General features: G+C 47.0%; 19 protein-coding genes. 12 read left to right on the forward strand and 7 right to left on the reverse strand.

The annotated features are described in order from the left end of the window. Positions 1 to 3: 3 nt before the first annotated feature. From B0I27_RS00990 to B0I27_RS01005, 4 genes are all read left to right on the forward strand, one after another. On the forward strand, positions 4 to 1524 hold the full coding sequence (locus B0I27_RS00990; RefSeq protein WP_106290488.1) for a RagB/SusD family nutrient uptake outer membrane protein: 1521 nt from the start codon (positions 4 to 6) through the stop codon (positions 1522 to 1524). Position 1525: 1 nt separating this feature from the next. Further along, positions 1526 to 2557 carry a TlpA disulfide reductase family protein gene (locus tag B0I27_RS00995; protein WP_245925393.1) on the forward strand — a complete coding sequence of 344 codons (1032 nt, stop codon included), beginning with the start codon at positions 1526 to 1528 and terminating at the stop codon, positions 2555 to 2557. A 309-nt stretch (positions 2558 to 2866) separates the two neighbouring features. Then, positions 2867 to 3886 carry a chemotaxis protein CheB gene (locus tag B0I27_RS01000; RefSeq protein ID WP_106290490.1) on the forward strand — a complete coding sequence of 340 codons (1020 nt, stop codon included), beginning with the start codon at positions 2867 to 2869 and terminating at the stop codon, positions 3884 to 3886. 63 nt (positions 3887 to 3949) lie between these two features. Further along, complete coding sequence (locus B0I27_RS01005; RefSeq protein ID WP_106290492.1) at positions 3950 to 5020, forward strand: NAD(P)-dependent alcohol dehydrogenase; 1071 nt, start codon at positions 3950 to 3952, stop codon at positions 5018 to 5020. A 23-nt stretch (positions 5021 to 5043) separates the two neighbouring features. Here B0I27_RS01005 and B0I27_RS01010 read toward each other — a convergent pair whose 3' ends face one another. Continuing rightward, the gene (locus tag B0I27_RS01010) at positions 5044 to 5763 is read right to left on the reverse strand and encodes a response regulator transcription factor (RefSeq protein ID WP_106290494.1); all 720 of its coding nucleotides are present in this window, start codon (positions 5761 to 5763) and stop codon (positions 5044 to 5046) included. 98 nt (positions 5764 to 5861) lie between these two features. Here B0I27_RS01010 and B0I27_RS01015 point away from each other — a divergent pair, with 98 nt between their 5' ends. The 4 genes from B0I27_RS01015 to B0I27_RS01030 all read left to right on the forward strand — a co-directional run bounded on the left by B0I27_RS01015 (position 5862) and on the right by B0I27_RS01030 (position 13609). Continuing rightward, positions 5862 to 6776 (forward strand): pirin family protein, encoded by a 915-nt coding sequence (locus B0I27_RS01015; RefSeq protein WP_106290496.1) that lies wholly within the window; start codon positions 5862 to 5864, stop codon positions 6774 to 6776. 525 nt (positions 6777 to 7301) lie between these two features. Further along, positions 7302 to 10565 carry a SusC/RagA family TonB-linked outer membrane protein gene (locus B0I27_RS01020; RefSeq protein ID WP_106290498.1) on the forward strand — a complete coding sequence of 1088 codons (3264 nt, stop codon included), beginning with the start codon at positions 7302 to 7304 and terminating at the stop codon, positions 10563 to 10565. A gap of 22 nt (positions 10566 to 10587) precedes the next feature. Beyond that, positions 10588 to 12648 carry a RagB/SusD family nutrient uptake outer membrane protein gene (locus tag B0I27_RS01025; protein ID WP_106290500.1) on the forward strand — a complete coding sequence of 687 codons (2061 nt, stop codon included), beginning with the start codon at positions 10588 to 10590 and terminating at the stop codon, positions 12646 to 12648. Positions 12649 to 12724: 76 nt separating this feature from the next. After that, positions 12725 to 13609 carry an AraC family transcriptional regulator gene (locus B0I27_RS01030; RefSeq protein WP_106290502.1) on the forward strand — a complete coding sequence of 295 codons (885 nt, stop codon included), beginning with the start codon at positions 12725 to 12727 and terminating at the stop codon, positions 13607 to 13609. Between the two features lie 16 nt (positions 13610 to 13625). On the opposite strand, the gene B0I27_RS01035 is transcribed toward B0I27_RS01030, so the two are convergent. Genes B0I27_RS01035 through B0I27_RS01050 form a run of 4 tightly spaced genes read right to left on the reverse strand, consistent with a single transcriptional unit; the run spans position 13626 to position 17696 of the window. Beyond that, a complete protein-coding gene (locus B0I27_RS01035) occupies positions 13626 to 14771 on the reverse strand; it encodes a hypothetical protein (protein ID WP_106290504.1) in 1146 nt (381 codons plus the stop codon). Position 14772: 1 nt separating this feature from the next. After that, complete coding sequence (locus B0I27_RS01040) at positions 14773 to 15051, reverse strand: hypothetical protein (protein WP_106290506.1); 279 nt, start codon at positions 15049 to 15051, stop codon at positions 14773 to 14775. Between the two features lie 43 nt (positions 15052 to 15094). Beyond that, entirely contained in the window at positions 15095 to 15874 is a 780-nt protein-coding gene (locus B0I27_RS01045) for a M15 family metallopeptidase (RefSeq protein WP_106290508.1), read from the reverse strand. A 22-nt stretch (positions 15875 to 15896) separates the two neighbouring features. Continuing rightward, complete coding sequence (locus B0I27_RS01050) at positions 15897 to 17696, reverse strand: patatin-like phospholipase family protein (RefSeq protein ID WP_106290510.1); 1800 nt, start codon at positions 17694 to 17696, stop codon at positions 15897 to 15899. Positions 17697 to 17851: 155 nt separating this feature from the next. Between B0I27_RS01050 and B0I27_RS01055 the strand changes: the two genes are divergently transcribed. Together B0I27_RS01055 and B0I27_RS01060 are read left to right on the forward strand one after the other, a co-directional pair. Then, complete coding sequence (locus tag B0I27_RS01055; RefSeq protein ID WP_106290512.1) at positions 17852 to 18967, forward strand: MBL fold metallo-hydrolase; 1116 nt, start codon at positions 17852 to 17854, stop codon at positions 18965 to 18967. Positions 18968 to 19020: 53 nt separating this feature from the next. Next, positions 19021 to 19545, forward strand: a complete 525-nt coding sequence (locus tag B0I27_RS01060) for a DUF421 domain-containing protein (RefSeq protein ID WP_106290514.1) — start codon at positions 19021 to 19023, stop codon at positions 19543 to 19545. 85 nt (positions 19546 to 19630) lie between these two features. Here B0I27_RS01060 and B0I27_RS01065 read toward each other — a convergent pair whose 3' ends face one another. Both B0I27_RS01065 and B0I27_RS01070 read right to left on the reverse strand, forming a co-directional pair. Next, the gene (locus B0I27_RS01065; RefSeq protein ID WP_106290516.1) at positions 19631 to 21007 is read right to left on the reverse strand and encodes a hypothetical protein; all 1377 of its coding nucleotides are present in this window, start codon (positions 21005 to 21007) and stop codon (positions 19631 to 19633) included. A gap of 23 nt (positions 21008 to 21030) precedes the next feature. Further along, the gene (locus B0I27_RS01070) at positions 21031 to 23457 is read right to left on the reverse strand and encodes a TonB-dependent receptor (RefSeq protein WP_106291193.1); all 2427 of its coding nucleotides are present in this window, start codon (positions 23455 to 23457) and stop codon (positions 21031 to 21033) included. Between the two features lie 78 nt (positions 23458 to 23535). Here B0I27_RS01070 and B0I27_RS01075 point away from each other — a divergent pair, with 78 nt between their 5' ends. Both B0I27_RS01075 and B0I27_RS01080 read left to right on the forward strand, forming a co-directional pair. After that, positions 23536 to 24435 (forward strand): helix-turn-helix domain-containing protein, encoded by a 900-nt coding sequence (locus tag B0I27_RS01075; protein WP_106290518.1) that lies wholly within the window; start codon positions 23536 to 23538, stop codon positions 24433 to 24435. Between the two features lie 57 nt (positions 24436 to 24492). Next, positions 24493 to 25041: a hypothetical protein gene (locus B0I27_RS01080; RefSeq protein WP_106290520.1), complete on the forward strand. Its 549-nt coding sequence runs from the start codon at positions 24493 to 24495 to the stop codon at positions 25039 to 25041. Positions 25042 to 25076: the final 35 nt, after the last annotated feature.

Raw genomic sequence — 25076 nt, forward strand, 5'->3', positions numbered from 1 at the left:
AAGATGACAAGGATCTTTAAAAAATACATCGCCCTTTTCTCCATACCCTTTTTCCTCTTCGCATCCTGTGAAAAGGAACTATCCACATCGCCCACATCTTCAGTTTCTGAGGATAAGCTCTTCAGCACCGTAGAAAATATCGAAACAGTATTGAACGGGACCTGGAGCTACATGAACGATACCTATTTCACCTACGCGAATCCGGGATACGGGGCTATCTTGCGCACAAGTGATGCAATGGGCAGCGACGCGGTGATTAACCCCTCGAAATACGGATTTCCCGCAGCATACTCCTTCACCCAGATGCAGATCAATAACGATACACGGGTTTCGGCGTTCTGGACGCTTCTATACAAAGTGATTGATAACTGCAATAATATCATCACCAAAATAGATGCTTCCGTTGGATCTCAGGAAAAGAAGGACCAGATTAAAGGACAAGCCCTGGCCCTGAGAGCCAACAGTTACCTCACGCTCGCCACCTTCTATCAGTTCACCTATCTGAAAGATCCTGAAGCGAAGGCGGTACCGATCTACACGGAGCCTGCAAAGCCAACTTCCGAGGGTAACCCCAAAGCGAGTTTGAAAGAAGTGTATAACCGCATACTGACCGACCTGAAGGAGTCACAAACTCTGTTGTCTAAATACAGCCGTGCTTCTTCAGCGAAATACAAGATCAATACAGATGTCGTCAATGGACTTCTTGCCAGGGCTTATCTGAACACGGGAAACTGGACGGAAGCAGCCCTGCACGCCGCAGAAGCACGCAAAGCATATCCATTGATGAGTGCTTCTGAATACACAGCCGGATTCAACAGCCTCAGTAACAGCGAATGGATCTGGGGTCATGGTCAAACTACTGATCAGAGTAACGCCAGCTATAATTTTCACTTTCTCGATGTGAGTTCGGCCTCTTCTTATTACTACAGCTTTATGGCCGATCCTTACTTTAAAGATCTGTTTGACGCCAATGATATCCGCACTCAGTTGTTTTTATGGGATGGACTCAAAGGTCGCGAAGGCTCTTTGAGATACCAGAAGTTCAAGTTCAGACAAAACCAGACGGCAGATATCGTTCTGATGAGATCCTCTGAAATGGTCCTCATAGAAGCCGAGGCAAAAGCGCGTGGAGGTCTTCTTACAGAAGCCGCGCAGCGTTTAAATGAATTGCGAACCATTCGTAAGGCTTCCCTCCTGGACGTGGCAGGTAAAGGCGCGGCCGATGTTATTGATGCTATCCTGATAGAGCGGCGGAAGGAACTCTGGGGAGAAGGCTTTGCACTATCTGATATCTTGCGTACTCAAGGGAAAGTAACCCGGAAAGCATTTAATACAGGCGGCGCAAACCCCGCGCCGGTTTATGTTACGATTACTACTCCTGAGGGTACTACGGGACAGGTTCCCGGCATCGGACACACTGTCCTGGTGTTCCCGGATAAAACGCCTTTCGTAGCAAATAGTCCTTACTATCTGTTTACGATTCCTCAGCTCGAAGTGATCAATAATCCCAATCTAAACAATTGATATGGCTATAAATATGCAAACGATAAGTAGCAGTATTGCAAAAACTGCTGTGCTGGCCCTGTTTTTAACAAGTGGATCCAGCATGGCACAGGACAAGCTTAGCGCTGTCAGTATCAGCGGGAAAGCGACGGATACGGGTTCCGGGTATGTTTATTTACAGCGTTTTGATGATAAGGTGTTCTTTACTGTCGACTCTGCGAAAATTCAGAATGGACAGTTCCGGCTCAGTACCAACATCAAACTTCCGGAGCTGTATGGACTTACACTCGATAAGGCGCAAAATCCTTTGTATATCTTCATCGATTCAGAACGTGTTTCAGTGGATCTTATCCCCGATGCGAATTACAGCAACTCGAAAGTTACGGGCTCAAAGGCACAAGATCTGTTCAATGAATACAAAAAGCTGGATAATGAAAGCCTGAAGATAGACAGTTTCATCAACGCGAATCCCCGGTCTATTGTATCTGCTTACGTGCTCTACCGCAATTTCTCCTATCGTCTGTCCCCCGATGAAATTGACCGGAACCTCAGCCTTCTTGACCCCTCGCTCCGGCAGACTCAATACGCCAACGAGTTGAGAAAGCTCAGCGATATCCTGCGTACGGTAGAGCCTGGCAAAAAAGCGCCTGACTTTACGTTGAACGATCCGCAGGGCCAACCCGTTAAATTGTCTGATCATAAAGGCAAGTATCTGCTGGTCGACTTCTGGGCGTCCTGGTGCGGTCCATGTCGTCGCGAAAATCCCAACCTGGTGAAGGCATGGCAGAAATATAAAGACAAGGGCTTCGACGTATTCGGTGTTTCTCTTGACCGGAAGAAAGAAAATTGGGTTAAAGCAATAAAGGATGATCAGTTAACCTGGACGCAGGTGTCCGATCTGAAGTTTTGGAATAGTGAGGCTGCAAAATTATACGGTGTCCGTGCTATCCCATCCAACGTCCTGCTGAGTCCCGACGGCACTATTATCGCTAAGAATCTGACAGGGGAGACGCTTCACTCGAAACTGGAACAACTTCTTGGGAGTAAAAACTAGGGAAAAAAAATAAGCACCTGATGGGCAGGTGCTCAAACTAACCAATTATAAACCTATCAATCAATATACAAAGGGCGTGCCAAAGTATCGACTAACTGATAATATGTGCGTTATTTGTGAAATAATATTGTAGAGAGGGCGTGTTTATTCCACAAAACGTGGCATTTCGTGTATATAAAGGCTTATTGCTGCTGTTTTTTCATGGCTCATGCGGGAAACTTCTTCTCGCGTTCTTATACTGGTTTTAACGTGTTTTATACCTGTATTTAAAACATCTTTTCATCTCGGCATCTTAGTGTCTGAGAAGCTATGGAAGAATTTAGAAATGTCATTGTCTTGGGCGCGTCCGCAGGCGGTATAGCTGCCCTTTCCTCACTTATCAGCGGATTGCCCGATGATCTGGACGCTGCTGTACTGGTGGTGCTGCATCTGTCGAGAAAATCTAACGCTGACATCATCATTACAGGCTTTAAGAAGCAGACCACGTTAAATTGTCAGGTCGCTTCCGAGGGGGCAAAGATTAGAAAAAGACATCTCTACCTCGCGCCCCCCGAGCATCATATCATCGTCAGGAACGGTCAGATTCACTTGACGCAGGGACCACATGAAAACAAGTACCGCCCATCCATTGATGTCTTGTTCCGCTCAGCAGCGGTACATTACGGACATCGTACGATCGGTGTTGTTTTAACCGGACTCTTGGATGACGGGACTTCGGGAATGTCGGCCATCAAGAAAGCCGGAGGCATTTGCATCGTGCAGGATCCTTCAGACGCCGAGTATGGCGATATGCCGCAGAGCGTTCTGAATAATACGGAGGTCGATTATAAGGTCAGCCTCGCCATGATCCCCTCTATCATAGAGGTGCTGATGAGCCGGCCTCTTCCTCCTGAGCAGGCCGTTCCGGTAGAACTCCAAATTGAAGCTGACATAACACAAAACCTGATGTCCGATCTAAATCAACTAAAAAAGATCGCTGATCGCAGCGACTTTATATGCCCGGACTGCGGCGGCGGACTCTGGGCTGTTAAAGATGACCCCATTCATCGTTACAGGTGTCATACCGGGCATGTATATACCGAGCGACTGCTGGCTGAAGAACAGGTACAGGGTATCGAAGAATCTTTATGGGTGTCGATTCGCATGCTGGAAGAAAGGCGTAACTTGCTGCTGCTGATGCGTACGCATGACGACCAGGCCGGTAACCTGCAATTGGCAGAAGCTAATCAGGGGAGGGCTATAGAGATCGACCGCCATATAAAAAGGCTGAAGCAGGTTCTCACAAAGCTGGTATCGGACGTCCGGGACTCTGAACAGGAGAATTCCTGAATCAATGTGAAACAATAAGGTTCTTTTGCATATTGACTGTAGTAATCTACAACATCAATCTTTATGAACCAGACAAAAGTAAGAGCCTACGGTACCGAATCAGCCGAAGCGCCATTGAACCAACTGAGCATCAGTCGGCGGGCTGCTACGCCGCACGATGTCGAAATTGAAATAGCCTATTGCGGAGTATGTCACTCGGATCTGCATACGGCGCGGAATGAGTGGCATGGAACGGTTTATCCTTGTGTACCCGGACATGAGATCGTCGGTAAGATTGTCAGTCTGGGCGATCATGTTAGCAAGTTCAAGCTGGGTGACATGGTTGGAGTAGGCTGTATGGTAGACTCCTGTCGCGAATGTCAATACTGTAAAGAAGGGCTGGAGCAGTATTGCGAGCCCGGCGCTACTCAAACGTACAACTCGCCGGATAAGCATCTTGGTACGCAAACTTACGGCGGTTACTCGGAGCGTATAGTCGTGGACGAAAGCTTCGTACTTCGTATTCCTGCAAACCTCGACTTGGCCGCAACTGCACCACTTTTGTGCGCCGGTATAACCACGTATTCTCCTTTAAAGCACTGGAAAGTCGGTCCTGGCATGAAGGTAGGGATTGTAGGTATCGGCGGTCTTGGTCACATGGGAATTAAGATTGCCAGGGCTATGGGCGCGCATGTAGTGGCCTTCACTACTTCCGAATCAAAATTCGCAGAGGCAAAACGTCTGGGTGCCGACGAGGTCGTACTGTCAAAAGACGATAAGCAAATGGCAGCCTTTCATGGCAAACTGCACTTTATCCTCGACGCAGTATCCGCTCAGCACGATATCAACGCGTATCTTGCCTTGCTGAGGGTAGACGGTTCCCTGGCCCTGGTAGGAGCTCCGGAATACCCTTTACCTGTATCCGCATTCAGTCTGATCCCCGGCCGCAAAAGCCTGGCAGGATCCATGATCGGCGGCATCGCCGAGACTCAGGAGATGCTTGACTTCTGCGGAGAGCATAACATCACTTCCGACATCGAAATGATCGACATTGAACAGATCAACGAAGCCTACGAACGCTTACTGAAGGGGGATGTGAGATACCGCTTCGTAATTGATATGAGTGCCTTCAGAAATGAAAAATCCGAAGTGTAATGAAACATCTCCTACGGCAGAATTTACTCCACTAAATCGAAGGCCTCGGCAAACCTGAGTAGCTGTGTGATAGAGCGTATTTCCAGCTTGCTCAGGATATTCTTCCGATGGTTGTTGACGGTGTGGATGGAGATGAAAAGCCTGTCGCTGATCTCATAGCTGCTCAGGCCCCTGGTAATGAGCGTGATTATTTCCTTCTCTCTCTTGCTGAGGCGTGTGAACTTGAGGTAGTTTTTCACCATAAACGAGTTGTCGTCGCAGAGCTTGCAAATCTTTTTTCCGGCAAATCCCATGCTGCTAACGTCTAAAGCAATATTCATCAGGCTTGGGCTGCCTCCCGGCTGATCGGGAGGGCACAGGTGAGATGTCGTGTAATACCACTTATAGTCGGCATCGCAGCCGGGTCTCACCCTCTGAAAAAAGCCATAAACGTCTGTATAGTCCTGGGCTTTGATAAATTTTCCTAATTCCATGCTGAGACAGGCAATTTCCTCTGCTGGAAAGAAATTGCTAAAATACGCGGCACCCATATTCTGGAGCTCTTCTTTGCTGCGCCTCAAAATATCGCAGCCCTGTTTATTCATATACCGGTTAGTCATCAGTAACAGACTTTGCTCCATAACACATCCGGGAATATAGTCGCCGATGTCTTCTAAACTGAACCGGTTATGATTTATCAGGTTCCCCAAATGCAGGAGCGATGCCGCAATGGGCACAGTAGTATGATCAAGGATCGGTACCATGGCGTTTCATAGGTTTACTTATTAAATCTACCGATTAAAACTTGAAGTTTTTGCGCAATTTTATTACGATCTTACGTAGTGTATAAAAACAAATTCCCATGTTAGATATCGTCATCGAATCCCGAAGTGCTATTCTCAGTCCCGCTGTCAAAGTGAAACGTATTCTTCCGTTTCGCCTGCGGAGAATGATCGGGCCTTTTATTTTCATGGATCATGCGGGCCCCATTTCCGCTATGCCGCAGCAGCCCTCGACGCTCGATGTCCTTCCGCACCCGCATATCGGCCTGTCGACGGTTAGCTATCTGTTCGGGGGACAGGTTACTCACCGTGACAGCCTGGGCGTAGAACAGATCATTCGTCCCGGAGAAGTCAACTGGATGACCGCCGGAAGCGGCATCTCCCATTCAGAACGGTTTGAAGACCCCGCTTCTCTTGCCGGGGGACTGGAGATGATCCAGACCTGGGTTGCACTGCCAGAGCGCGACGAAGAAGCTGCGCCCTCCTTTAATAACTATACCCCGGAACAGCTTCCTGTCTATACAGATAAGGGTGTTTGGATGCGACTCATCGCAGGGGATGCGTACGGACTGAAGAATGGTGTCAAGACGAATTCGCCCCTGTTTTACCTCCATGTGGTCCTGCAGAAAGGGGCAGCATTCGGCTTGCCTCGGGAGCATTCAGAAAGAGGCTTTTACATCGTGAAGGGAAGCATGGAAATTTCCGGCATCACCTACACAGCCGGAAAGATGCTGGTGTTCAGCAAAGGCGTCGATCCCTTGCTGATAGCGAAAGAGGATACCACCCTGATGCTTCTCGGCGGTGAGCCCTTAGGCGAACGCTTTATCTGGTGGAACTTTGTCTCTTCCAGGAAAGAACGTATCGAACAGGCCAAAGAAGACTGGAAGCAGGGGAGGATTATCCTGCCCCCAAACGACGATAAGGAGTTTATCCCCCTGCCCGATGATAAATTCAGACCCGCCGGAAGTAGCCCGAGACCCGAGCCGCTTTCCTAACGGCAAAAAAAACACTTCCGGGCAAGGTATTATCTATTAGCACGAATGCTACATTGTTTCATTACATGAAATATCGTTGCTCGCTTTTCGAGAAAAACAGCTCATTTTGGTAATTTCCTACAAAAGATTGGTAAGAAATAGGAGATATTCCTTTTGACAAATCGAAAAATAAGTCAGTATCTTAGATTTATATCCAATTGAGACCGACTCATTCTTTGAGAAAGCGAGCGATTGATAAAGAGTTCGACTGAAAATGAAAACGTTTTCATAAAGCTGATAGCCATTTAAACGTTCAAATCCGGTGCTTACTTAACTAACTACGACAAACCAAATAAACCAAATATGAAGCAGTCTTTACTTACCTCCTTTTATTGTTGTTCCCAATCAACTTATAGGATCTGGCAGATCTCCTGACCGAAGAGCGTTATGGATGCGCTCCCTCAGTCTTTACGTAAAAGCGACTGAATGACTTTCGCAAGCTGAAAGCCTGTGAAGGATTTTTCAATTAACCAGTGATAGAAAATTATGGACTCAACATGTATTAAAAACCGCAGTATGCGGCCGATGGGCTTGCGACTAATTACCAGGGTACTCTCCCTTGCATTAGTAGCAGGACCATTGCAACTAGCAGCTAAAAACCATTTAAAAAAACCCGCCGGCAAAGAGTTACACACTGTAGCTGCTGCTCCCATCAAAGGCATCGTCCGCGATGAACAGAACGAGCCGCTTCCCGGAGCAACAGTTAGATTAAAGGGAGGTTCTGCCTCTGCAATTACCGGTGTGAACGGTGCTTTTACCATCAACGCCAACAGAGGTGATATCCTCGTTATCAGTTTCATAGGATTCGGTGATAAGGAAGTTAAAATTGCAAATGAAACATCCACCCTGAACATTACACTGGAGCCGACTGACCGTACCTTGAATGAAGTAGTGGTAGTCGGTTATGGTACCGTCAAAAGACGTGATCTTACCGGATCTGTTTCATCGGTTAAAGCGGAGGAAATTACCGCTAGACCAGGGCCTAACCCCATGGAGTCGCTCCAGGGAAGGGTAGCGGGTCTGGACATTACGCGATCATCCGGACAGCCGGGGGCTCCTGTCAACCTGCAGCTTCGTGGTACCCGCTCCTTTACCGCAAGCGGCAATCCATTGTTCATTATTAATGGTCTTCCGGGCGACTACGAAACCTTAAACCCCTACGATATCGAATCCATTGAAGTATTGAAAGATGCCTCTTCGACTGCCGTCTATGGTTCGGCAGGTGCGAACGGGGTAATTATCATTACTACGAAAGGTGGAAAAGCTGGTAAAATAAGTGTTGATTTTAACTCGTTCTACGGCTACAATGGCTGGTCTGTCACTCCCGAAGTTCGTAAAGGCGACGATTACTTACAAGCCAAGCGTGATGCCTTCAAGTATGTGTTCGATGCCACCGCTAATAAGTGGACCACTACCGGAGCCCTGTGGCAGTCGCCCGCAGACGACGAAACGATCTTCGGTCCTCAACGATACGAGACCTTTAAGCGAGGCCAATTTGTAGACTGGGCAGATGAATTTCTTCGTGATAATGCAGGCACGCAGAACTATAGCCTGGGTGTATCCGGGGGAACTGACCGGACTAAGGCATATATATCCTTCAATCATGCAGACGAGAAGGGTCAGTACAACGGAGACCAGTATAAGCTGTATTCGACCAGTATGCGCATCGACCATAAAATAAGAGATTGGATCTCCGTGGGAGGTAACCTCCAGGCATCTTATGTCGACAGGGATAAAGCTCAGGACAAACTCGAGAATGCGCTGGTAACCGACCCGCTGGTAAGACCTTACAGGGAAGATGGCACACTGAATCCGGATCTTGGAAACAACGTGTACAACCTTCTTTTGGATTATCAGCCCGGGGTTTACGGAAACGTGGATAACAATTCCAAGATTTTCTTAAATCCATACATTGAGTTAAAGCCGCTGAAGGGGCTTACCTTTCTGACCCGTGCCGGTGTTCATATGAACTATCTGAACACCTATCGCTTTGATGGTGTGGGTTCTGTAAATTATACGTATGTCAACGCAGGTATCGCTAAAGCGCAGGTCACACAAAACCGCGTGCAGGAGCTGCAATGGGAAAATATTCTGACGTACAACTTCAAGGTGGCTAAAGATCATGACTTTACGCTTACCGGTGTGACCTCCTGGATCGATAATCAGAAAACGAATACAGAAATGGTCCAGAATAACGTAGCGTCCAATAACTTCAAATGGTATAAGTTCAGCGGTGATGAGAATACCAGAGCGACGTCAAGTTATGAAATGTATAAGACCCTGGGCTTAATGGCGCGTGTTAATTACTCGTATTTGGGTAAGTACCTATTTTCCGCTTCCATACGTCGCGATGGATCATCGGTGTTGTACACGGAAAACCAATGGGATAACTTCCCTGCATTATCGGCAGGCTGGAGGATCTCCGACGAGAATTTCATGGCCGGAACCAAAGACTGGCTTGACAATTTGAAACTCCGCGCAAGCTGGGGTATTGCAGGAACGGCTAAAATACTTCCCTATAGCTCCGTCTCCATTATGGAAAGCAATAATATGTCGCTGGGGGGTGTAACACAGCCCATCTTCCGTAACTCGCAGTTTCTCACCAATCCCAATCTTGGATGGGAGAAATCCAGAAATCTGAATTTTGGTTTAGATGCCTCCTTCTTCAAGAACCGTATTGATTTGGCATTAGACTATTACACCACGAACACCGACGGCGTAATTTACAGCGTTAACTCACCGGTCATTTACGGATCATACAGACCAGGTGTCCTCTATCAGACTAATATTAATATCGCCGAGACCAGAAATAAAGGTTTTGAGCTTACGCTGAATACCCGCAATATCGTTAGCCGGAACTTTGAATGGACCACTTCAGCGGCGTTCGCAGTAAACAGAGATAAAATCCTGAACTTAACAGGCGGAACAGCGAATAACATCGTGAACGGAAACTATTCCCTTACACTGGGCGAACCAATAAATTCCTTCCGTAACTATAAACTTGACGGCGTATGGCAGATCGGAGAAGAGGTTGATGCCGCAGTCTTTGGCAAACGTCCCGGTGATATAAAGGTTAACGTTCCTGGAATGGAGCAGCTCGCACCGGGTGTATTTACCAAACAAGCTGTGAACGGCACACCAATGTATTATTACACCGACCTTGCAGAAGCTCAAAAATATAATCCGGAATTGACTGCAGCGAATTCACGGTATAATTACAGTGCCAATGACTATCAGATCGTGGGACATAACAATCCCGATTGGTCACTCGGTCTGCAAAATCAGTTTAAATTCAAAGGCTTTGACCTGGGTGTCTATACCTACTTCAGATTCGGACAAACTATTTCCTATAACATGATGGGATGGTATCAGCCTAGTGCTTTCGCCATAAATGCAAGTCCCCCAAGAACATTCCCTACCCATTTCAACTACTGGACGCCTGAAAATCCATCAAACGATTTTCCGGTCATGAATAATCTGGCCTCTCCATCAACCATGACAGGATTCTCAGGTCTGAACTACGTAGACGGTTCGTTCTTTAAAATTAAGAATATCACCCTGGGATATACATTGCCGACAAATATCCTGCAGAAGATCTCCATGCAGAGAGTGCGTTTTTATGGCACGATTACCAATCCTTTGGTTGTCGCCAAGAGCCCGCTGCTGAAACAGTATGACCCGGAGATGAATGGAGAGTTGGATTATCCATTAACCAAGCAGGTAGTACTCGGATTGAACGTCACTTTTTAATCAGGCCAAAAAATTTATACACATGAATACTCAAAATATAAGAAGCATATTATATAAATGTGGGGTCGGTCTGATGATCGCACTAGCTGTGCCATCATGCAAGCTCGACGAATACAATCCCACTTCTTTATCGGAAGAGAATGTCCTGAGGGATTTTAACGGCTGGAAAGCTTTCCAGTCAAACTGTTATACCGGGCTCTGGGGCTCGCTTATCGGGATGCCTTACGGATTGGTTTCAGAAGCCGGTACCGACCTCTGGACCTTCCCGTATAATAACCACAATCAGTTCAGGGACATCCTCGCTTACGAAGAGTTTACCAACAGTTCGGGGGTGGTAAGAAACGTCTGGGATTTTGCATACGGCTCTATAAATGCCTGCAACAAGACGATCCAGTTAGCCACTGAGTTAGAGGATGGCGATGCCAATGATATCAAGGTACTGGTTGCAGAAGCCCAGTTCCTGAGAGCCTATTACTACTCGGTTCTGGTAACCCAGTTCGGTAGTGTTCCGCTGATCATAGTCGATACTCCTGAAAAAAGCCTGACTCCACAGCGCAACCCTGTTCCGGAGATCTATACGCAGATCGTAGCCGATTTAACAGCTGCCTCACAAAACCTGCCGGTACAGCCGTATGAAAATAATGCTCAGCGTGCGACCAAAAAAGCTGCACTCGGACTCCTTGCCCGCGTCTATGCGCAGGGAGCGGGCGAAGGCTTAAGTGAGAACGGCAAAACGTACTGGCAGCGCGCCAAAGAAGTTGCGGATGACCTGATCAACAACCAGGCTCAGTACAATGCTGCGTTGTACACAGATTTCTCGCAGGTTTTCGCTTCCGCCAACAACCGCAATAATGCGGAATCTTTGTTCTCCGCTTACGGAGTTGATCCTTATAACCCATCATACGATGTGTTTACAGGTAATACAAGACCCAATCTGTACCTTCATTTTTATCCTAAATTTGACGATGCTTTCAGCACTTCAGACGTATTTAAAAGAGGCGTAAACTCCAATACCTCCAACGCTTATTACGGGCGTTTAAATCAGCAGTTTTTTGCGCCTACCAAATATCTGATCAATTGCTTCGACGCCCGCTATGATAAACGTTGGGAAAATACGTTTGCTACAGCATTCGCCAATTATTCCGGAGAGCAGGCCAGAGCTAGTTTAGGAACCTCCGTTCCCGCACCGGCAAACGTGGCTTACAGTGCGGCTACCGTTACACTAACGGCGGCTATGTGCACCAAATACGGTATCGATCCTTCACATATCGGGAAAAAGATCTATCCGTATGCCGACGTAAACGCACGTAATGCTTCTCAGAATGCGACCTGGCAGTATATTCCTAAGATATGGAAAAAGGGTGCTTATACAGGTGCGACTTCCGAACTGGAGACCGTAGCCAATGCCAATGTGCATCCTTATCCGCTGGCTGCCGATGAAGACCGGTTTTTCGCCTACCTGAGTAAAGACAGACTGAGCGCCGAAGACAAAAAAGCCCGCGGGTATGTTACAGTGAATATTGACGACCTGTTTGACGCTTCAGACCCTTCGGGCAGCACCTACAAAACGGTTAGTCCGAATAACGGATTAACACCGTCGAGCCTGGCCAACCTGTTCCCTGCGATGATGAAGTTTAACCACAACTTCGACGGTGCATGGTTAGGTTCAAACTTCCAGCAAAAGCTGGGTAATATCATGGTGATGCGTATGGCAGAAGTGTATCTGCTTGCTGCGGAGGCTACTCTGCAGGCCAATGGTAACGGGGCCGCGGCCGCCGGATATCTGAATGAATTACGTAAACGCGCCTGCAGAAATGCCGCTGACTTCAACACCGCAACAGGGATGCAGCTTACATCCGCTACCATGAACGATGTGTTCGATGAGTACGCACGTGAACTTTGCGGCGAGTTTAACCGTTGGGCCCTCTTGAAACGTAATAAGGCGTTTGAAACCAGGCTGCCAACTTACAACAAAACAGCGGCTGCGAATTTCGCACCTGCCAAGCACTATAACCGGCCAATTCCGTTTAACTTCCTCAATACGATCAATAATGCGGATGAATTCGGTAACAACGGTTACTAGAAAATAAAAATTTGATTGCCTTTAGTTTAGCAGGGGCGTACCGCTGAGGTCGTCCCTGCTATCTGCGTAATAAAATATGAAGCCCCTATTTCACAAAGTTTCCTTACAGCTCGAGAGTTCGTACAATATTCGTCACGACAGAAAACCTCATTTTGTCGGTATCTGGCATTATCATCCCGAGCTGGAACTTCACTATGTTATCAAGGGGGAGGGCTTAAGTTTTATCGGCAATACGATCCGGAATTTCTCTCCCGGTGATATCGTTTTGCTGGGCGAGAATCTTCCGCATACCTTCCGTTGTAAGGAAGAATACCATCAGAATAACCCTGACCTCGAGATAGAGGTCATTGTGATGCACTTTTTGCCCGACTGCCTGGGCCCGCAGTTTCTAAGCCTTCCGGATGCCCATCACCTGAATAAACTTTTCGAGAAGGCCAGAAGCGGATTAAGCTTTACCGGTACGACCGCCAAAAAATTGGCCGTACTGATGCGCCAGATATTGCAAGTCTCGGGACTGGAGAGGATCATTACCGTTTTATCAATTTTACGGACGATGGCAGAGAGTGAGGAGTTCGATATCATATCTTCAGGCTCGGGGATCTTCTACCGCTCCAGCGAAGCGGATAATATTAAGTTGAACAAAATCTACAATTACACGCTGGCCAACTATCGCAAAGATCTCACTCTGACGGAGATCGCTTCGGTTAGTAATCTGAGCGTTACCTCATTTTGCAGGTATTTCAAACTCATGACCCGAAAAACCTACTACCACTTCTTAATCGAGATCCGGATCAGCCATGCCTGTCGCGCCCTGGTCGAAGATAAGGCGCCAACCGAACAGATCTGTTCTGATTGTGGCTTCAATAACGTGTCCAATTTCTACCGCCATTTCAAGAGAGTAACCGGAATGACGCCTTTCGATTATAAGCGGAAGTACCTGAACAAGGTAATGGTGCATTGAGAGCGCGGTGGATAACCTATAGTTCAAACCAATCGAAGTTGAATTTGACGCCTAGCAGACCGAATAATTTTCCACGATCGGGATCGTATTGAATATCTAAGGGCAGAGAAATTTCATTGTTTAGCCGAAAGCGGAGGGTACCGTTCAGCGTAAGGAATTCATCCTTTTCATTTGAATAGATCACCTTTGAGCGTTTATTATAAGTGGAGCTTAGCTTTATTTCCAATATCGATTTGTCATTGTTTCTGTCCCGGAAGACGCAGTTTAAACCCCCTTCCAAACTGATAATTCGTCTGTTGAGATCCCGGCCGTTTGAAAGTGAGTCGTCAAGTAAACTATACTGTGCCTTGATGTCAAATTCAAGGCTGCTCTTCCTGCCGATTTTCATAAAGCCGGAGGTGGCTCTTGTACTCAGATTAATATCCTCAATCTCGCCATTGGAAAAGGTGGAAGCTTCTGAACCCACAGTCCATAATAGCTTGTATTTATAACTATCGACAAGCTCCTCGTAGATGTCTTTGACGTTTTGGGCAAAACTAAAGTCCCCGCTGATAGTATCCTGGTTTAAGGGCAGACCGGTAATTAAGTCCTGTGATTCTTGACTGAGAGAACGAAATTTAATATTGGCGTCATTAAGAAAGCCGTTTAGTTCGTTATTCATTTCCTGAAGCTTTTTAATGTCGTGACCATATTGCTCACTCAGGGCTTGTTCTACCGCATTAAAAAAAATCGTTGATCTGTTTAATTTGTGGGATAACAACAGCGAAAAGTCTTTAGCGACTGAGAAGTCGCGTTTGTTAATGATTGCGTAGCGATACCCGAAGCTGGCACCGTTAAATCTGTACTTTTCATCCATCTTCAAGTCAAAATCGAGGTTGGAGTTTCTCCAGAACGACTGGGATTTATACAATGAATCTATATTTAAATCCGGATTGACCTTCAGGCGAAGAGCGAACAGATTGGATGAAAACCGGAACCTCTTCTCCTCGCCGGACAGATCCGTCAGTGCCAGCTGAAAGAAGTCTGTCAAGACATCCCGAAAGTTTCCGCTTCGGATATCCCCATCTGACTTGATAACGGACAGAGTATCCGCCTGGCTGCTTTGACAAAAAGCATGATGAAAGGATACGATAAGTGTGAGGAATATTGCTATTTTTTTCATCCTAAATGATCTCCATAACGTAGCCTTTGTAGATCGGGCCTTCAGGAAAACTGTCAGGGGTAGAGGGATTTGTCGGCTCGCTGATAGTAAACGCAGTCCCCCCGGAGGGCGATACGCCATTTATAGATACTAAATATAGCCCTGCGTCTGTATCCAGTGACTTTACACCTGATCCCTTGACGGCAAACGTGCTGTAAACAAGTCCGTTCCTTCTTAATTTAACTTCAATAAAGCCAAATGTTCCACCTTGAAACTCCGCGGAAAAATTGATTGTTTTCATGTCAGGCTGAATGATGCAATAACTGGCAATGGTTGCTTGTATCCTAAAGAATTTTAGCGATCTCAAAGTGCATTCCGTCTTTTCTTGAGAAATGCCCTCCCCAGTAAAAGCCATGTTTGTTCGCAATGCTCACCAGAGTCCGTACTGAGCCTTTTTGAGTGGTCAGGGCGGGGAGTGTACCAATACCATTCCAGGCAGCATTGATATCAAAGGCAGAACCAAAGGCATGATTGCTTAGGGTTTTGGTACTTCCTCTGACATATCTGGGGACAAAAGATCCGTCCCAGGTAATGATCCTGGACATTAAACCCGCTGTTTCCCATTCCTTCCATAATGCCACAAGCTGGTTCGCGCCCAGCTTATGGAATCTGACCTTTTCGTCTCCCTTGATACGGGTCAATTGCGGGATGGAAAGCGTTTTAATGTTGTTCCTTTCCCAATCGTCTGTAATCACGATGTTTTCCGGATTTCGGGGCAGGGGTTTTGAAATAAATTGGAAATGACCGAAAACGTTTTGGCGATCCAGATTCGATACGAGCGGCCCGAATGGAGGTGGTGGGGGAAAGGAAGCTCCCAGCTCATCCCTGCGTTCGTCTATAGTGCCCTCAAAGCCCAGTCTCATAGCGACGCCATAGGATTTATTGCCTACTATCCCGTCAGGCTCCAGACGGTGCTTGTTCTGAAATTTGATTGTCGCAGCCTTCGTTCTCGGCCCGAAATCTCCGTCTATGAGCCCAAAATAATACCCTTTTCCTCTTAAAAAAGCTTGCCAGAGCTCGACAGAAGGACCGCTACTTCCGATCTGAATTACTTTTAATTCCATGTCTGTATATTATTTTCCGCTATTACTTAATCAAATCCCTTTCCTTCAGATCTTTTATTACATAGTCGAGTGCTTTGTCTGCAATCTTGTCATCGAGAATTTTAGACACAGCGTTGATGGCGACGTCAATAGGCCACCTGCCGTCGATAAGACTATTGATAATCTTTCGGATCCTGGATTTCAGCAGGTCCCGGTAGTCGGCAAAAAAGTGTTCGTCCAGCTTATCCAGTTTGTACAAAGGCAAGGGATTCGGATCTCTATACCGTATGGTCTTCGTTCCATCGGCGTTCTGAGTCTTTTCCAAACGGATAGGTTCTTTAATAGTTATATCAGGAATAATCGGCACCAATGTCCGGCCTTGCTCATCAGTGTATGAATATTTCGCTATTCTGTCCGGATGGTTTTTATAGCCGCGTATGACCGATTCCACACATTTGTAGTTTTCAGAAGAGTCAGGCTCATTCAAGTCAACGACAAAGTATTTTCTTAAAAAACTTTGACAATTGTGGCGCCCGAGAAAAAAGTCGTGGATTCTAAACTCCTTTTTGAAAAAGCCGCCGAAGCCGCCCAAGGACCCGCAGGCTATCGCATGATCAGGCCTGGCGACCCCATCCTTTGAAGGGGCGATGATATGCAGCCCGTAGTTGTTTATATCATACGCTTCGAAGGCGTCTTTTGCGTCAAATATCAGTTGGGAGTTCAGCGCAGAAACAAATTTAGGTATATAGTCAAGCAAGTTAGCTGAGCGATCGTCTGGCACCTTCAAATCGTAATCCAGAGAGGGGAAGGGGTCAATCAGGATGACGGAGCTATCCGTCAACTTTCTTTTTTGGAGGGTTTTTTCCGCGTCATTGCTGTTGTCGAGATCGACGTCGGTTTGTATGTCTTTATAATGCTTGATCCGGATATTCAGAAGCAACTCTTTGCAAAGCTCAATGGGCTCATTGTTAGCCGTACCACCATCACCGTTTACCGTCTTGTAGATATGGTCCTCCTTCGAAATGCCATTTCCAAGATTAATGCTCTCCCGATCGAATTTGCCGTTTTTTTTGAAATAGGGATTGTCCCAAATGTATTTTGCCTCCCGTTCGACGATTCTGGCTTTCAATCCGACAGGAAAGGCGCCCGTAGCCTTTGCTGAATCCAATAAGGCTTGTAGATTTTTCCGGTTCTCCGATGAGATCTCCATTCGTCCGTCGTTCTCATATTTATCCGACCATCGGAAATGCGATATGTCGCGGTGTTCAGAAATAAATTGTTCGGTTGTTGCCGGTGATTTGCTTCTCAATTTGTACTTAATACCGGTAATATTGAAGAGCGTCAAAAAGAGTTCTGCCTCTGCGTTTAAAAAGGTCGGAATAGTTGATTTGGGATTGTTGTTTTGAATATAGCGCTTAAACGTTTCCGCGACTTCGTCAACGAAGCCGGCATTCAAAAGCGAGGGAATGAATCCTTCCTGAATATCCTGTTCTGCGAGAAGCTCATTCAATACGTCCGTTTGGGTCATCTCAACCCATGTTCTCCAATAAATGTTTTGCTCTTTGTCGACGTGATAATCCTTTCCGTCTGGTCCAAGCGAAGCGTGAGGAACGTCGTTCCGGAGACCGAAAAAGGCAAGGGCCGCAGTAATACCGCCGCCTGAAGCCCCGCCCAAAAGATCTATCACCACATCATGATCGGGTACGGAGGGGTTCCCGTTATCTTTCTCCTTCTGCCAGTTTTCGAGAGCCTCGTGTAAATAGTCAATAACTCCTGCTGTGTACGCACCGGCTGATATAGATCCAGCCATACAAAGAGCCAGATGAAATACGTTTTTCTCCATAGTCTCAGTAAAAGTCTGTTATGTCCTTATTAAAGACAATAGCTACTCCTAGCCATTTTTAAGCCCGCTCTTTCAGGCGGAATTGTTACGTAAAGTTTCTTTGGGTTTATTCTATATTTATCGGTTAAGCGGGTTAATCCCGGCGATAAGAAAGAATGAGGTCGAAACTGAAAAGAGCACTGGGGATTTTCTCTCTGGTAGTATTAATATTATTGGTTGCTGTAGCATGGCATGTGAACGATCAGATAGGAGAGCGATACTCCCATGACGAAAGCAAGACGAAGTTCGCAGCAATTCCCTATTATAATTCCGCGCTAAATGAGTTTGTGAGTCCGCAGAAGCTGGTCTATGCAAAGGATAGCACCACGGGCGGAGATCCCGGATTCATGAGATTTTTTAAAAGATCGCCTAACGCACCTCAAACCGCGCTTCCGACAATGCCGCTCAGCAAATCAGACTTTCCGAGAGTTCCTGAGGACCTGGCCTTTTATTGGTTCGGACATTCCACCGTCCTTATTGAGCTGGACGGCCGGCGACTTCTGATAGATCCCGTCTTTGAAAACGCAGGACCTCTGCCTTTTATAGCGCAGCGGTTTGCCAATCCTCCCCTGAAAAGGGAAGACCTGCCCGAAATCGATGTCTTAATGATTACCCACGATCATTACGATCACCTGGAAACCAATACCATCAAATATTTTGCTGATAAGAATGTGAACTTTGTGGTTCCCTTAGGAGTAGGGGCGAGGTTGAAGGGATGGGGAGTGCCGGAAAATAAGATAACCGAACTGGCCTGGCATCAAAGCTATCAACACGACAGCATCGATATCACAGCAACACCTGGGGTGCATTATTCCGGCAGAAGCAATAAGGATAGGAACAAGACGCTTTGGGCGTCCTATGTAATCAAGGGCGGGTACAAGAATATTTTCTGGAGCGGTGACACAGGCTATAGCAACCATTTTAAAGAGATCGGCGCGCAGTACGGTCCATTTGACGTTGCCTTCGTCGAGATCGACGCCTGGAACAAAGGTTGGCCTAATACGCACCTCTTTCCTGAAGAGGTGATAAATGTTATCTCGGATGTAAAGGCTGAATACCTGGTTCCCATTCACCTGGCAACGTTTGATCTGGCATTGCATCCCTGGAAGGAATCCATCCGGATGGTATCTGATCTGGCCGGGAAAACGAATACAAAGATCCTGACGCCTGTCATGGGACAAAAGACAGTGCCGGGAGTTACCAGCACGGGAAAGTGGTGGGAAATGCGCTGATTGACAAATGCTAAACTTTTCCATGGAAGCTTTGTAGACTATAGAAAGTGTCTATGGAAAAACTACTGTTCAAAGATTGGGAAAGTTTATGGCATATTTTATTCTGTGCCGTCATATCGTATCTAAGCCTTTTCCTCTTCATTCGCATATCAGGAAAAAGAACGCTCGCCAAACTAAACGCTTTTGATTTCGTGGTGACGGTTACTCTCGGCTCGACCTTGTCTTCCATGATTCTAGCCAAGGTAACAATCGCGGAAGGCGCTGTTGCCTTGATCGTGATCATCGTTTTACAATATCTCCTGGCATGGCTGGCCAAAGAGTCGCCAATCATGGAAAAAGCGATAAACTCTTCTCCGACGCTTTTATTCTATGACGGAAAATTTCTTGAAGAACCAATGAAGAAAGAGGTTATCACCCGCGAAGAAATTTATGCAGAGATCAGAAAGTTCCGCATAGAGCGCATGGAGGATGTTAAGGCTGTCGTGATGGAACTGAATGGTGAAATTACGGTAGTGAAAAGAACTCCCCCTGGAAGCGATCACACCTCATTGGAAGACCTTGATGTAGAAGAGAAATAATCGTCAACTGAATTTTCGTCAGGGGCAAAAAAAAACCAGATGCCGGCAGCGCATCTGGTTTCAGAACTAAAAACTAACGATTGTATTAGTAGACCCCAATATAACGGTTGCCGGGCTTGTTCGCCAGCTTAGCGCCAACACTCATTTCTCCGGTTTTTCTGTTAAAGATGTAGACGTTTCCATCCTGGCCAACTGGCGTTACCGCAACAAAGACATCGTCTCCATGCGTTGCAATAGACTGAATCTGACCGAAGTCAAGCGTTGCTTCAGACGGTATCGAATATTTGGTGGCGGTTTTGGCATTTAAGTCAACCCGCGCGATATAGCCACCTGCACGTTCGGTTCCTTTTCCGGTGTATTTGCTGTAAACAACAAAGCCTATTCCGTCGCCCGCATATTTCCAGGTCTCGATGTAAGTATCTTTTTCCCCCAGGGCCTGATCCAGACTGAACACGTAGCCATTATCATAATCATTCGTGGCCGAACTCAAACGCAGGATCTTAGACCCCTCGTTACCGGGTCCTTCACCCGAAGTCGCCTGATAGACATGACCGTCAGAACCAATATACTGCATGGTGCTTCTGTATCCGTTGGTATTACCCCTGGTTTGTGTAGAAGTCAGCAGCTTCGGATTTTCAAGAGAAGGATAGTCGAGCACCAGGGTTCTTGCCCAGCTTTTCGGACTCTTATTATCCGCCGCAAATACAGGAATTCCGTCTTCACCGATCTCAAAAGAAGTCGTATTCGTTTTCGACACCTGGACCCCAATGAACACCTTATTGCCAGCTTTATTCACAACAGGAACATCGATACGGCTCACATGGTATCCGGCTGCTATTTCTTCAGCCGACAGGGGTAGCCTGAAGTCAGTAATTTTAGTGATCCTCGGATTGTTCAGGTCAAGTGTGATCACATCCACATCCGCTATTCTTTCCTTGAAAGTAAAATTCGGACTTACCCCTTCGTACACCACGTTGGCTTCTGCTTTCACTGCTACGCCAACACCTTCCGTGGCTTTCAGCCAACGCGGAGAGGCGCTCACATAGGGCTCTGTATCCACTTCCGCGCCATCGGCTCTGAAGTCCTTTCCGCCATGTACACTATATTTATTGAAAATTCCCCCGTCTTCTCCAACATACTGAATGTTGTACAGGAATTTGCCGTCTGCTGAAGCTTGCAGACGCGCAGTACGCTGTGATTTAACATGCATACCCTGGTCAAAAACGTTTATTGTTACCCCCGGATTTTTAACGTCTTCCACCGATAAGCTATACACCATCGTTCCGGCATTACCGTCAGCAACCGTTGTATTGGAAGGGTCGTCCATAGCACCCGACACGGTGATCCAGCGATCAGCTTCACTTATGTTTTCTCCGTTACTGTCGTCTTTCTGGCAACTTGATAATGTAAAGGCAGTTACTGCTGCACCTAACACTATGGTCTTCAATAGATCTGTTTTCATGAGTTATTGTTTGATATATGGTATTAAAAACTGTTGATGGTGTAATTTAACTTGACATAGAATGCCCGTCCGGGCTTCTGCACCCCGAAATTGTCATAGATCTCGGAGTTGAATATATTCTTTGCATCCAGGCTAAGCACAATTTTTCTGTCCGGGAACCTGTAATTCATGCCCAGGTCATGAGAAAACTGGGTAGGCGTAGTGAACCATTCCGACTCAGGCCAAACCGTTCTGAAAGGTGCAACATAACCGAAGTTGTAAAACAGATGAACGATAGACTTTTTCTGAATCAGGTTGTCTAACCGGTACTGCGCATTCCCGTTCATGGTGAAGAATGGTTCGTTGGGAAGCTGCTTATTCTCATACTGCGACAGACGCTGTCCGGTTGCCGAAGCATCTCCCTGTTTAAATACAGAGTTAAACTTCGAGAGCGAGAACATGGTATGCAGGCGGTTATTGTACGAATAGCTCAGTTCTCCTTCAAACCCGATCGATTTGGCGCGGCCCAGGTTCATATAGGGCGAAGTTTCCACCTCCTGGTCCGATAAGGTCGTGTTCACCTGACGTACGATCCTGTCCTTTACATTCCTGGAGAAGAAGTTCCCCGAAACGGAGACCCGGTGCTTCGTTAATTCAAAAGTACCCAGTCTGAATCCCAGGTTGTAATTCTTGCTTACTTCCGGACGAATGGAGAAGTTAGACAGGATATTTTCATTGGGATCTCCCATGATCTCCGTATCGCCGGGCATCCTCACCGCCTGCTCGGCAGAACCGATCAGAACAACCCGTGGAACTGCTGTGAAAGATGCCGCCAGTCCGTAACCCGTAGCGTCGACCTCCGCATCGGCGCGCTCCATGCTCAGCACATTATTTCCACCGACCACGGTTATGATGGGTGTGATGCGGCTTAAGTTCTGCTGGTAGTACTTTACAAAAGCGTTCGTCTTCAGTCTGTTCTCAAATACCTGCGTTTCATAGTTGAAAGCCGTAACGTTCTTGGCCAGGTCACTGATGGTTTTTAAGGAGCCGTTCTCTATAGGTCTCAGAAGATCCGCATCATCACGGTCAACGGTATAATACACATGGTTTACCGAAAGCTTGTGTCCGGAGAAGATCTCATAACTCAGGTTAGAACGCAGCGTGGTAATCTTCCGGGTGATGTCGGTCATCACGTCAAGACCCTGCTGGCCGCGTCCCTCGCGGTACATCGGCCTGTTATAAAAATCCAGGCGGTAGTTTCCGTCCCAGTTATACACATACCCTACGGTATCCTGCAAATAGGTGCTGCGGTTACTGTAAACCCCGTTGAAACTCAGGTCCAGCCCCTTCACAAGAAGATTGCGTTTATTATAGATCAGGTTGAAGACATGTGCCTGCGACTCGCTGGTTCTTCCCACGTAAGGCTTTGACATGACCTGGCCGTGCGGTATTTCATTATCCGTTGCTGAGCCGTTATATCCCAGCAGGAGCGCGTCTGCCCATTTAACGTTCGTAAACCCGGCCTCGAAGCGACCGCCTGCAGACTGGTAAGAATCGTTAAAGCGCTTCGCCCTGTAAAATCGCTCCACCTGTCCGTCGGGAGCAATAAACTTGGAGAACTTTCCCCAGGTTTCATAACTGTTATCCGTATAGGTGTAGAAGCCCGAAGCCTTGGCCGTGAAACCATTCTTTGGATTTCGATACATGCCGCTGCCGTCGGCCTGATAGGTGTTGAAAGAGCCGTAAGACATGGAGGCTGTGACCGTATTCTGAGCGACGTCCTTTTTTAGTATGACGTTGATCGCTCCGCCCATATAATCACCCGAAAGATGCGAAGGCAGAACACCCTTATAAACTTCGATCCGCTCGATCATAGAAGGAGGGATGTTGTTCAGATTAAAGGAAGATCCATAGGTAGATATCTCAATGCCGTCGATGAAGATTCCCACTGATCTGCCCGACATACCGTTCAGATTGTATTCCACAGCTGAACCCAGACCACCATTCTGGCGGATCCTGACCCCAACCGTGCGATCCAGCAGTTCATTCGTTTGTACGTTCCGCAGCGATGCTTCCTTGGTCTCCACCACATTCACCGCGAAGCCCGAGGTTTCGATAAGTCTCTTCTCCGATTTTACTTCCACCGATACCTGATTCAGCATCTTTTCCCCCGAAGCCTTTACTTTTACATTCGCTACCGTCTGCGCATCCTTGATCTGTATGCTGAGGCTTTTCTTTTCGATCAAAATGGAGCTGACGATGAGCGTGAAGTTTCCCGGCCTGACAGCCTTTATTTCATACCTCCCTTTCGGATCGGTCATGGTCGACTGGCCCAATTCTTTCAGCGTCACGGTCGCACCGTCAACAGCCTTGCCCTGCTCATCGCTCACAACACCCGACAGAGATCCTGTCTGAGCATTTGTCGCCTGATGCAAGAGTATGAATAGAACGATCAGTAGAATTTTGTGCATATAATAAGTATATCTATATTCGTGTTCTTTAGAAATGATCTTAATAAGAATAATTTCACGCAAATATAGAAGACACGAATGACGCAATCGGGAGAAGAATTAACGCTAAAGGGAGAAATTAGATCCGTAGAAATCACGTACTCCCGAACTGGTGTTGATCAGGCTGAACCGGAGATGCCGCTTCCTCCATCAGAAAAACCAGGGGGATGGATCTACCAGATGATCTTCGTACTGAAAGGAGAAGCCCTGTTTTTTAAGAGAGGTGCAACAAGCGAATCTGCCCGTATTGGCTCTCAGCTGCATAACCTATGCTGCATAAAACCCGGGTCCCTGACCATGGCTTTGAGCAGTCCGGGGGATGAAATCATCTGCATCAATCTGAGCGCTGCCTTCCTGGACCGGTATCTGTACAACGATCCTGCCTGGCAGAAGATCAGGACAGCATCAAAACGTCCGGCTTTGGTTACGCTTGCAAAATCCAATATGCATATTACCCCCGAGATCAGCGCCGTCCTGCATCGGCTTGACCAGAGCTCCGGCGATCCGGTTTGCGACCGGCTCCTGCTAGAGTCGAAAGTGATGGAACTTCTCGCTTTACAGATCTCGCAACGCGGACAGCTGCAGAACGCATCCCGGTCGCTTAACCTGAAAAAAGAAGAGATGGACAAAATGGTGGCAGCCCGGGATATCCTGATAAATGCTGACGGAGAACAGCTGTCATTAAGGTCATTGGCGCATCTGGTGGGTACCAACGAATTCAATCTGAAGCGCGATTTCAAGATCGCTTTTGGCAGCACCGTCTACAACTATCTGACCCGGCATAAAATGGAACAAGCGAAGAGGATGCTCGAAGAGGAAGACATCAGCGTTGCCGAAGTTGCCTCCAAACTGAATTACAAATATGCCACCCATTTCAGTGTAGCCTTTAAAAAGTATTTCGGCTACCTGCCCAGCCGTCTGAAATCGGCAAAGCCCTAGCCCGCCTGATGTAGCATATTGCAGCCTGCGTACGTATTTGCATGATAACTAGAAATTATGACCAGAAGACTTTACGTTTTGACCCTATTGATTGCCGCGCTCCTTTCTTCATGTAAAAAAAGCGATTTCGAATATGAGAACAGTTTTGAAAAAAGTCATCGCGCCTGGCTCGACTACAAAAAAGCAAGCGATAACTCCTATTCCTATACCGTGACAGGTGGCAGCTGGACAGGTATATCCTGGGAAACTAACCTGCTCGTTTTCAAGGGAGAGGTTATCTCACGCCGCTTTCGATATACCCGTGTCGACGACCTTATTAAGAAAAATATTCCCGCAGAACAACTGGAATGGGCGGAGATGGAAGGCGAGCTTAACTCACATCAGACGACACCTGCCGCAGAGGTCATCACAGTGGATGAGGTATATAAGCGGGCAAAAAGCGACTGGCTGAAAAAGCGGGAAGGGGTCAAAGTGATTTTCGAGGCCAACAACAACGGGTTGATATCTTCCTGTGGATATATCCCTGATGGCTGTCAGGATGACTGCTTCTCCGGAATAACCATTTCGAAGATAGAACCTGTTGCGGTTCTATTCGGCCCGCATTAGAAACAATTTCGCCCTACGATTGTATTATAAGCAAA

The sequence above is a fragment of the Arcticibacter pallidicorallinus genome, from assembly GCF_003002875.1.
GTDB classification, from domain to species: Bacteria; Bacteroidota; Bacteroidia; order Sphingobacteriales; family Sphingobacteriaceae; genus Arcticibacter; species Arcticibacter pallidicorallinus.

Excerpts from the sequence above, each read along its gene's own strand:
- B0I27_RS00990 (WP_106290488.1), top strand. The coding sequence starts at position 4 with ATGACAAGGATCTTTAAAAAATACATCGCCCTTTTCTCCATACCCTTT.
- B0I27_RS00995 (WP_245925393.1), top strand. The coding sequence starts at position 1,526 with ATGGCTATAAATATGCAAACGATAAGTAGCAGTATTGCAAAAACTGCT.
- B0I27_RS01000 (WP_106290490.1), top strand. The coding sequence starts at position 2,867 with ATGGAAGAATTTAGAAATGTCATTGTCTTGGGCGCGTCCGCAGGCGGT.
- B0I27_RS01005 (WP_106290492.1), top strand. The coding sequence starts at position 3,950 with ATGAACCAGACAAAAGTAAGAGCCTACGGTACCGAATCAGCCGAAGCG.
- B0I27_RS01010 (WP_106290494.1), bottom strand. The coding sequence starts at position 5,763 with ATGGTACCGATCCTTGATCATACTACTGTGCCCATTGCGGCATCGCTC.
- B0I27_RS01015 (WP_106290496.1), top strand. The coding sequence starts at position 5,862 with ATGTTAGATATCGTCATCGAATCCCGAAGTGCTATTCTCAGTCCCGCT.
- B0I27_RS01020 (WP_106290498.1), top strand. The coding sequence starts at position 7,302 with ATGGACTCAACATGTATTAAAAACCGCAGTATGCGGCCGATGGGCTTG.
- B0I27_RS01025 (WP_106290500.1), top strand. The coding sequence starts at position 10,588 with ATGAATACTCAAAATATAAGAAGCATATTATATAAATGTGGGGTCGGT.
- B0I27_RS01030 (WP_106290502.1), top strand. The coding sequence starts at position 12,725 with ATGAAGCCCCTATTTCACAAAGTTTCCTTACAGCTCGAGAGTTCGTAC.
- B0I27_RS01035 (WP_106290504.1), bottom strand. The coding sequence starts at position 14,771 with ATGAAAAAAATAGCAATATTCCTCACACTTATCGTATCCTTTCATCAT.
- B0I27_RS01040 (WP_106290506.1), bottom strand. The coding sequence starts at position 15,051 with ATGAAAACAATCAATTTTTCCGCGGAGTTTCAAGGTGGAACATTTGGC.
- B0I27_RS01045 (WP_106290508.1), bottom strand. The coding sequence starts at position 15,874 with ATGGAATTAAAAGTAATTCAGATCGGAAGTAGCGGTCCTTCTGTCGAG.
- B0I27_RS01050 (WP_106290510.1), bottom strand. The coding sequence starts at position 17,696 with ATGGAGAAAAACGTATTTCATCTGGCTCTTTGTATGGCTGGATCTATA.
- B0I27_RS01055 (WP_106290512.1), top strand. The coding sequence starts at position 17,852 with ATGAGGTCGAAACTGAAAAGAGCACTGGGGATTTTCTCTCTGGTAGTA.
- B0I27_RS01060 (WP_106290514.1), top strand. The coding sequence starts at position 19,021 with ATGGAAAAACTACTGTTCAAAGATTGGGAAAGTTTATGGCATATTTTA.
- B0I27_RS01065 (WP_106290516.1), bottom strand. The coding sequence starts at position 21,007 with ATGAAAACAGATCTATTGAAGACCATAGTGTTAGGTGCAGCAGTAACT.
- B0I27_RS01070 (WP_106291193.1), bottom strand. The coding sequence starts at position 23,457 with ATGCACAAAATTCTACTGATCGTTCTATTCATACTCTTGCATCAGGCG.
- B0I27_RS01075 (WP_106290518.1), top strand. The coding sequence starts at position 23,536 with ATGACGCAATCGGGAGAAGAATTAACGCTAAAGGGAGAAATTAGATCC.
- B0I27_RS01080 (WP_106290520.1), top strand. The coding sequence starts at position 24,493 with ATGACCAGAAGACTTTACGTTTTGACCCTATTGATTGCCGCGCTCCTT.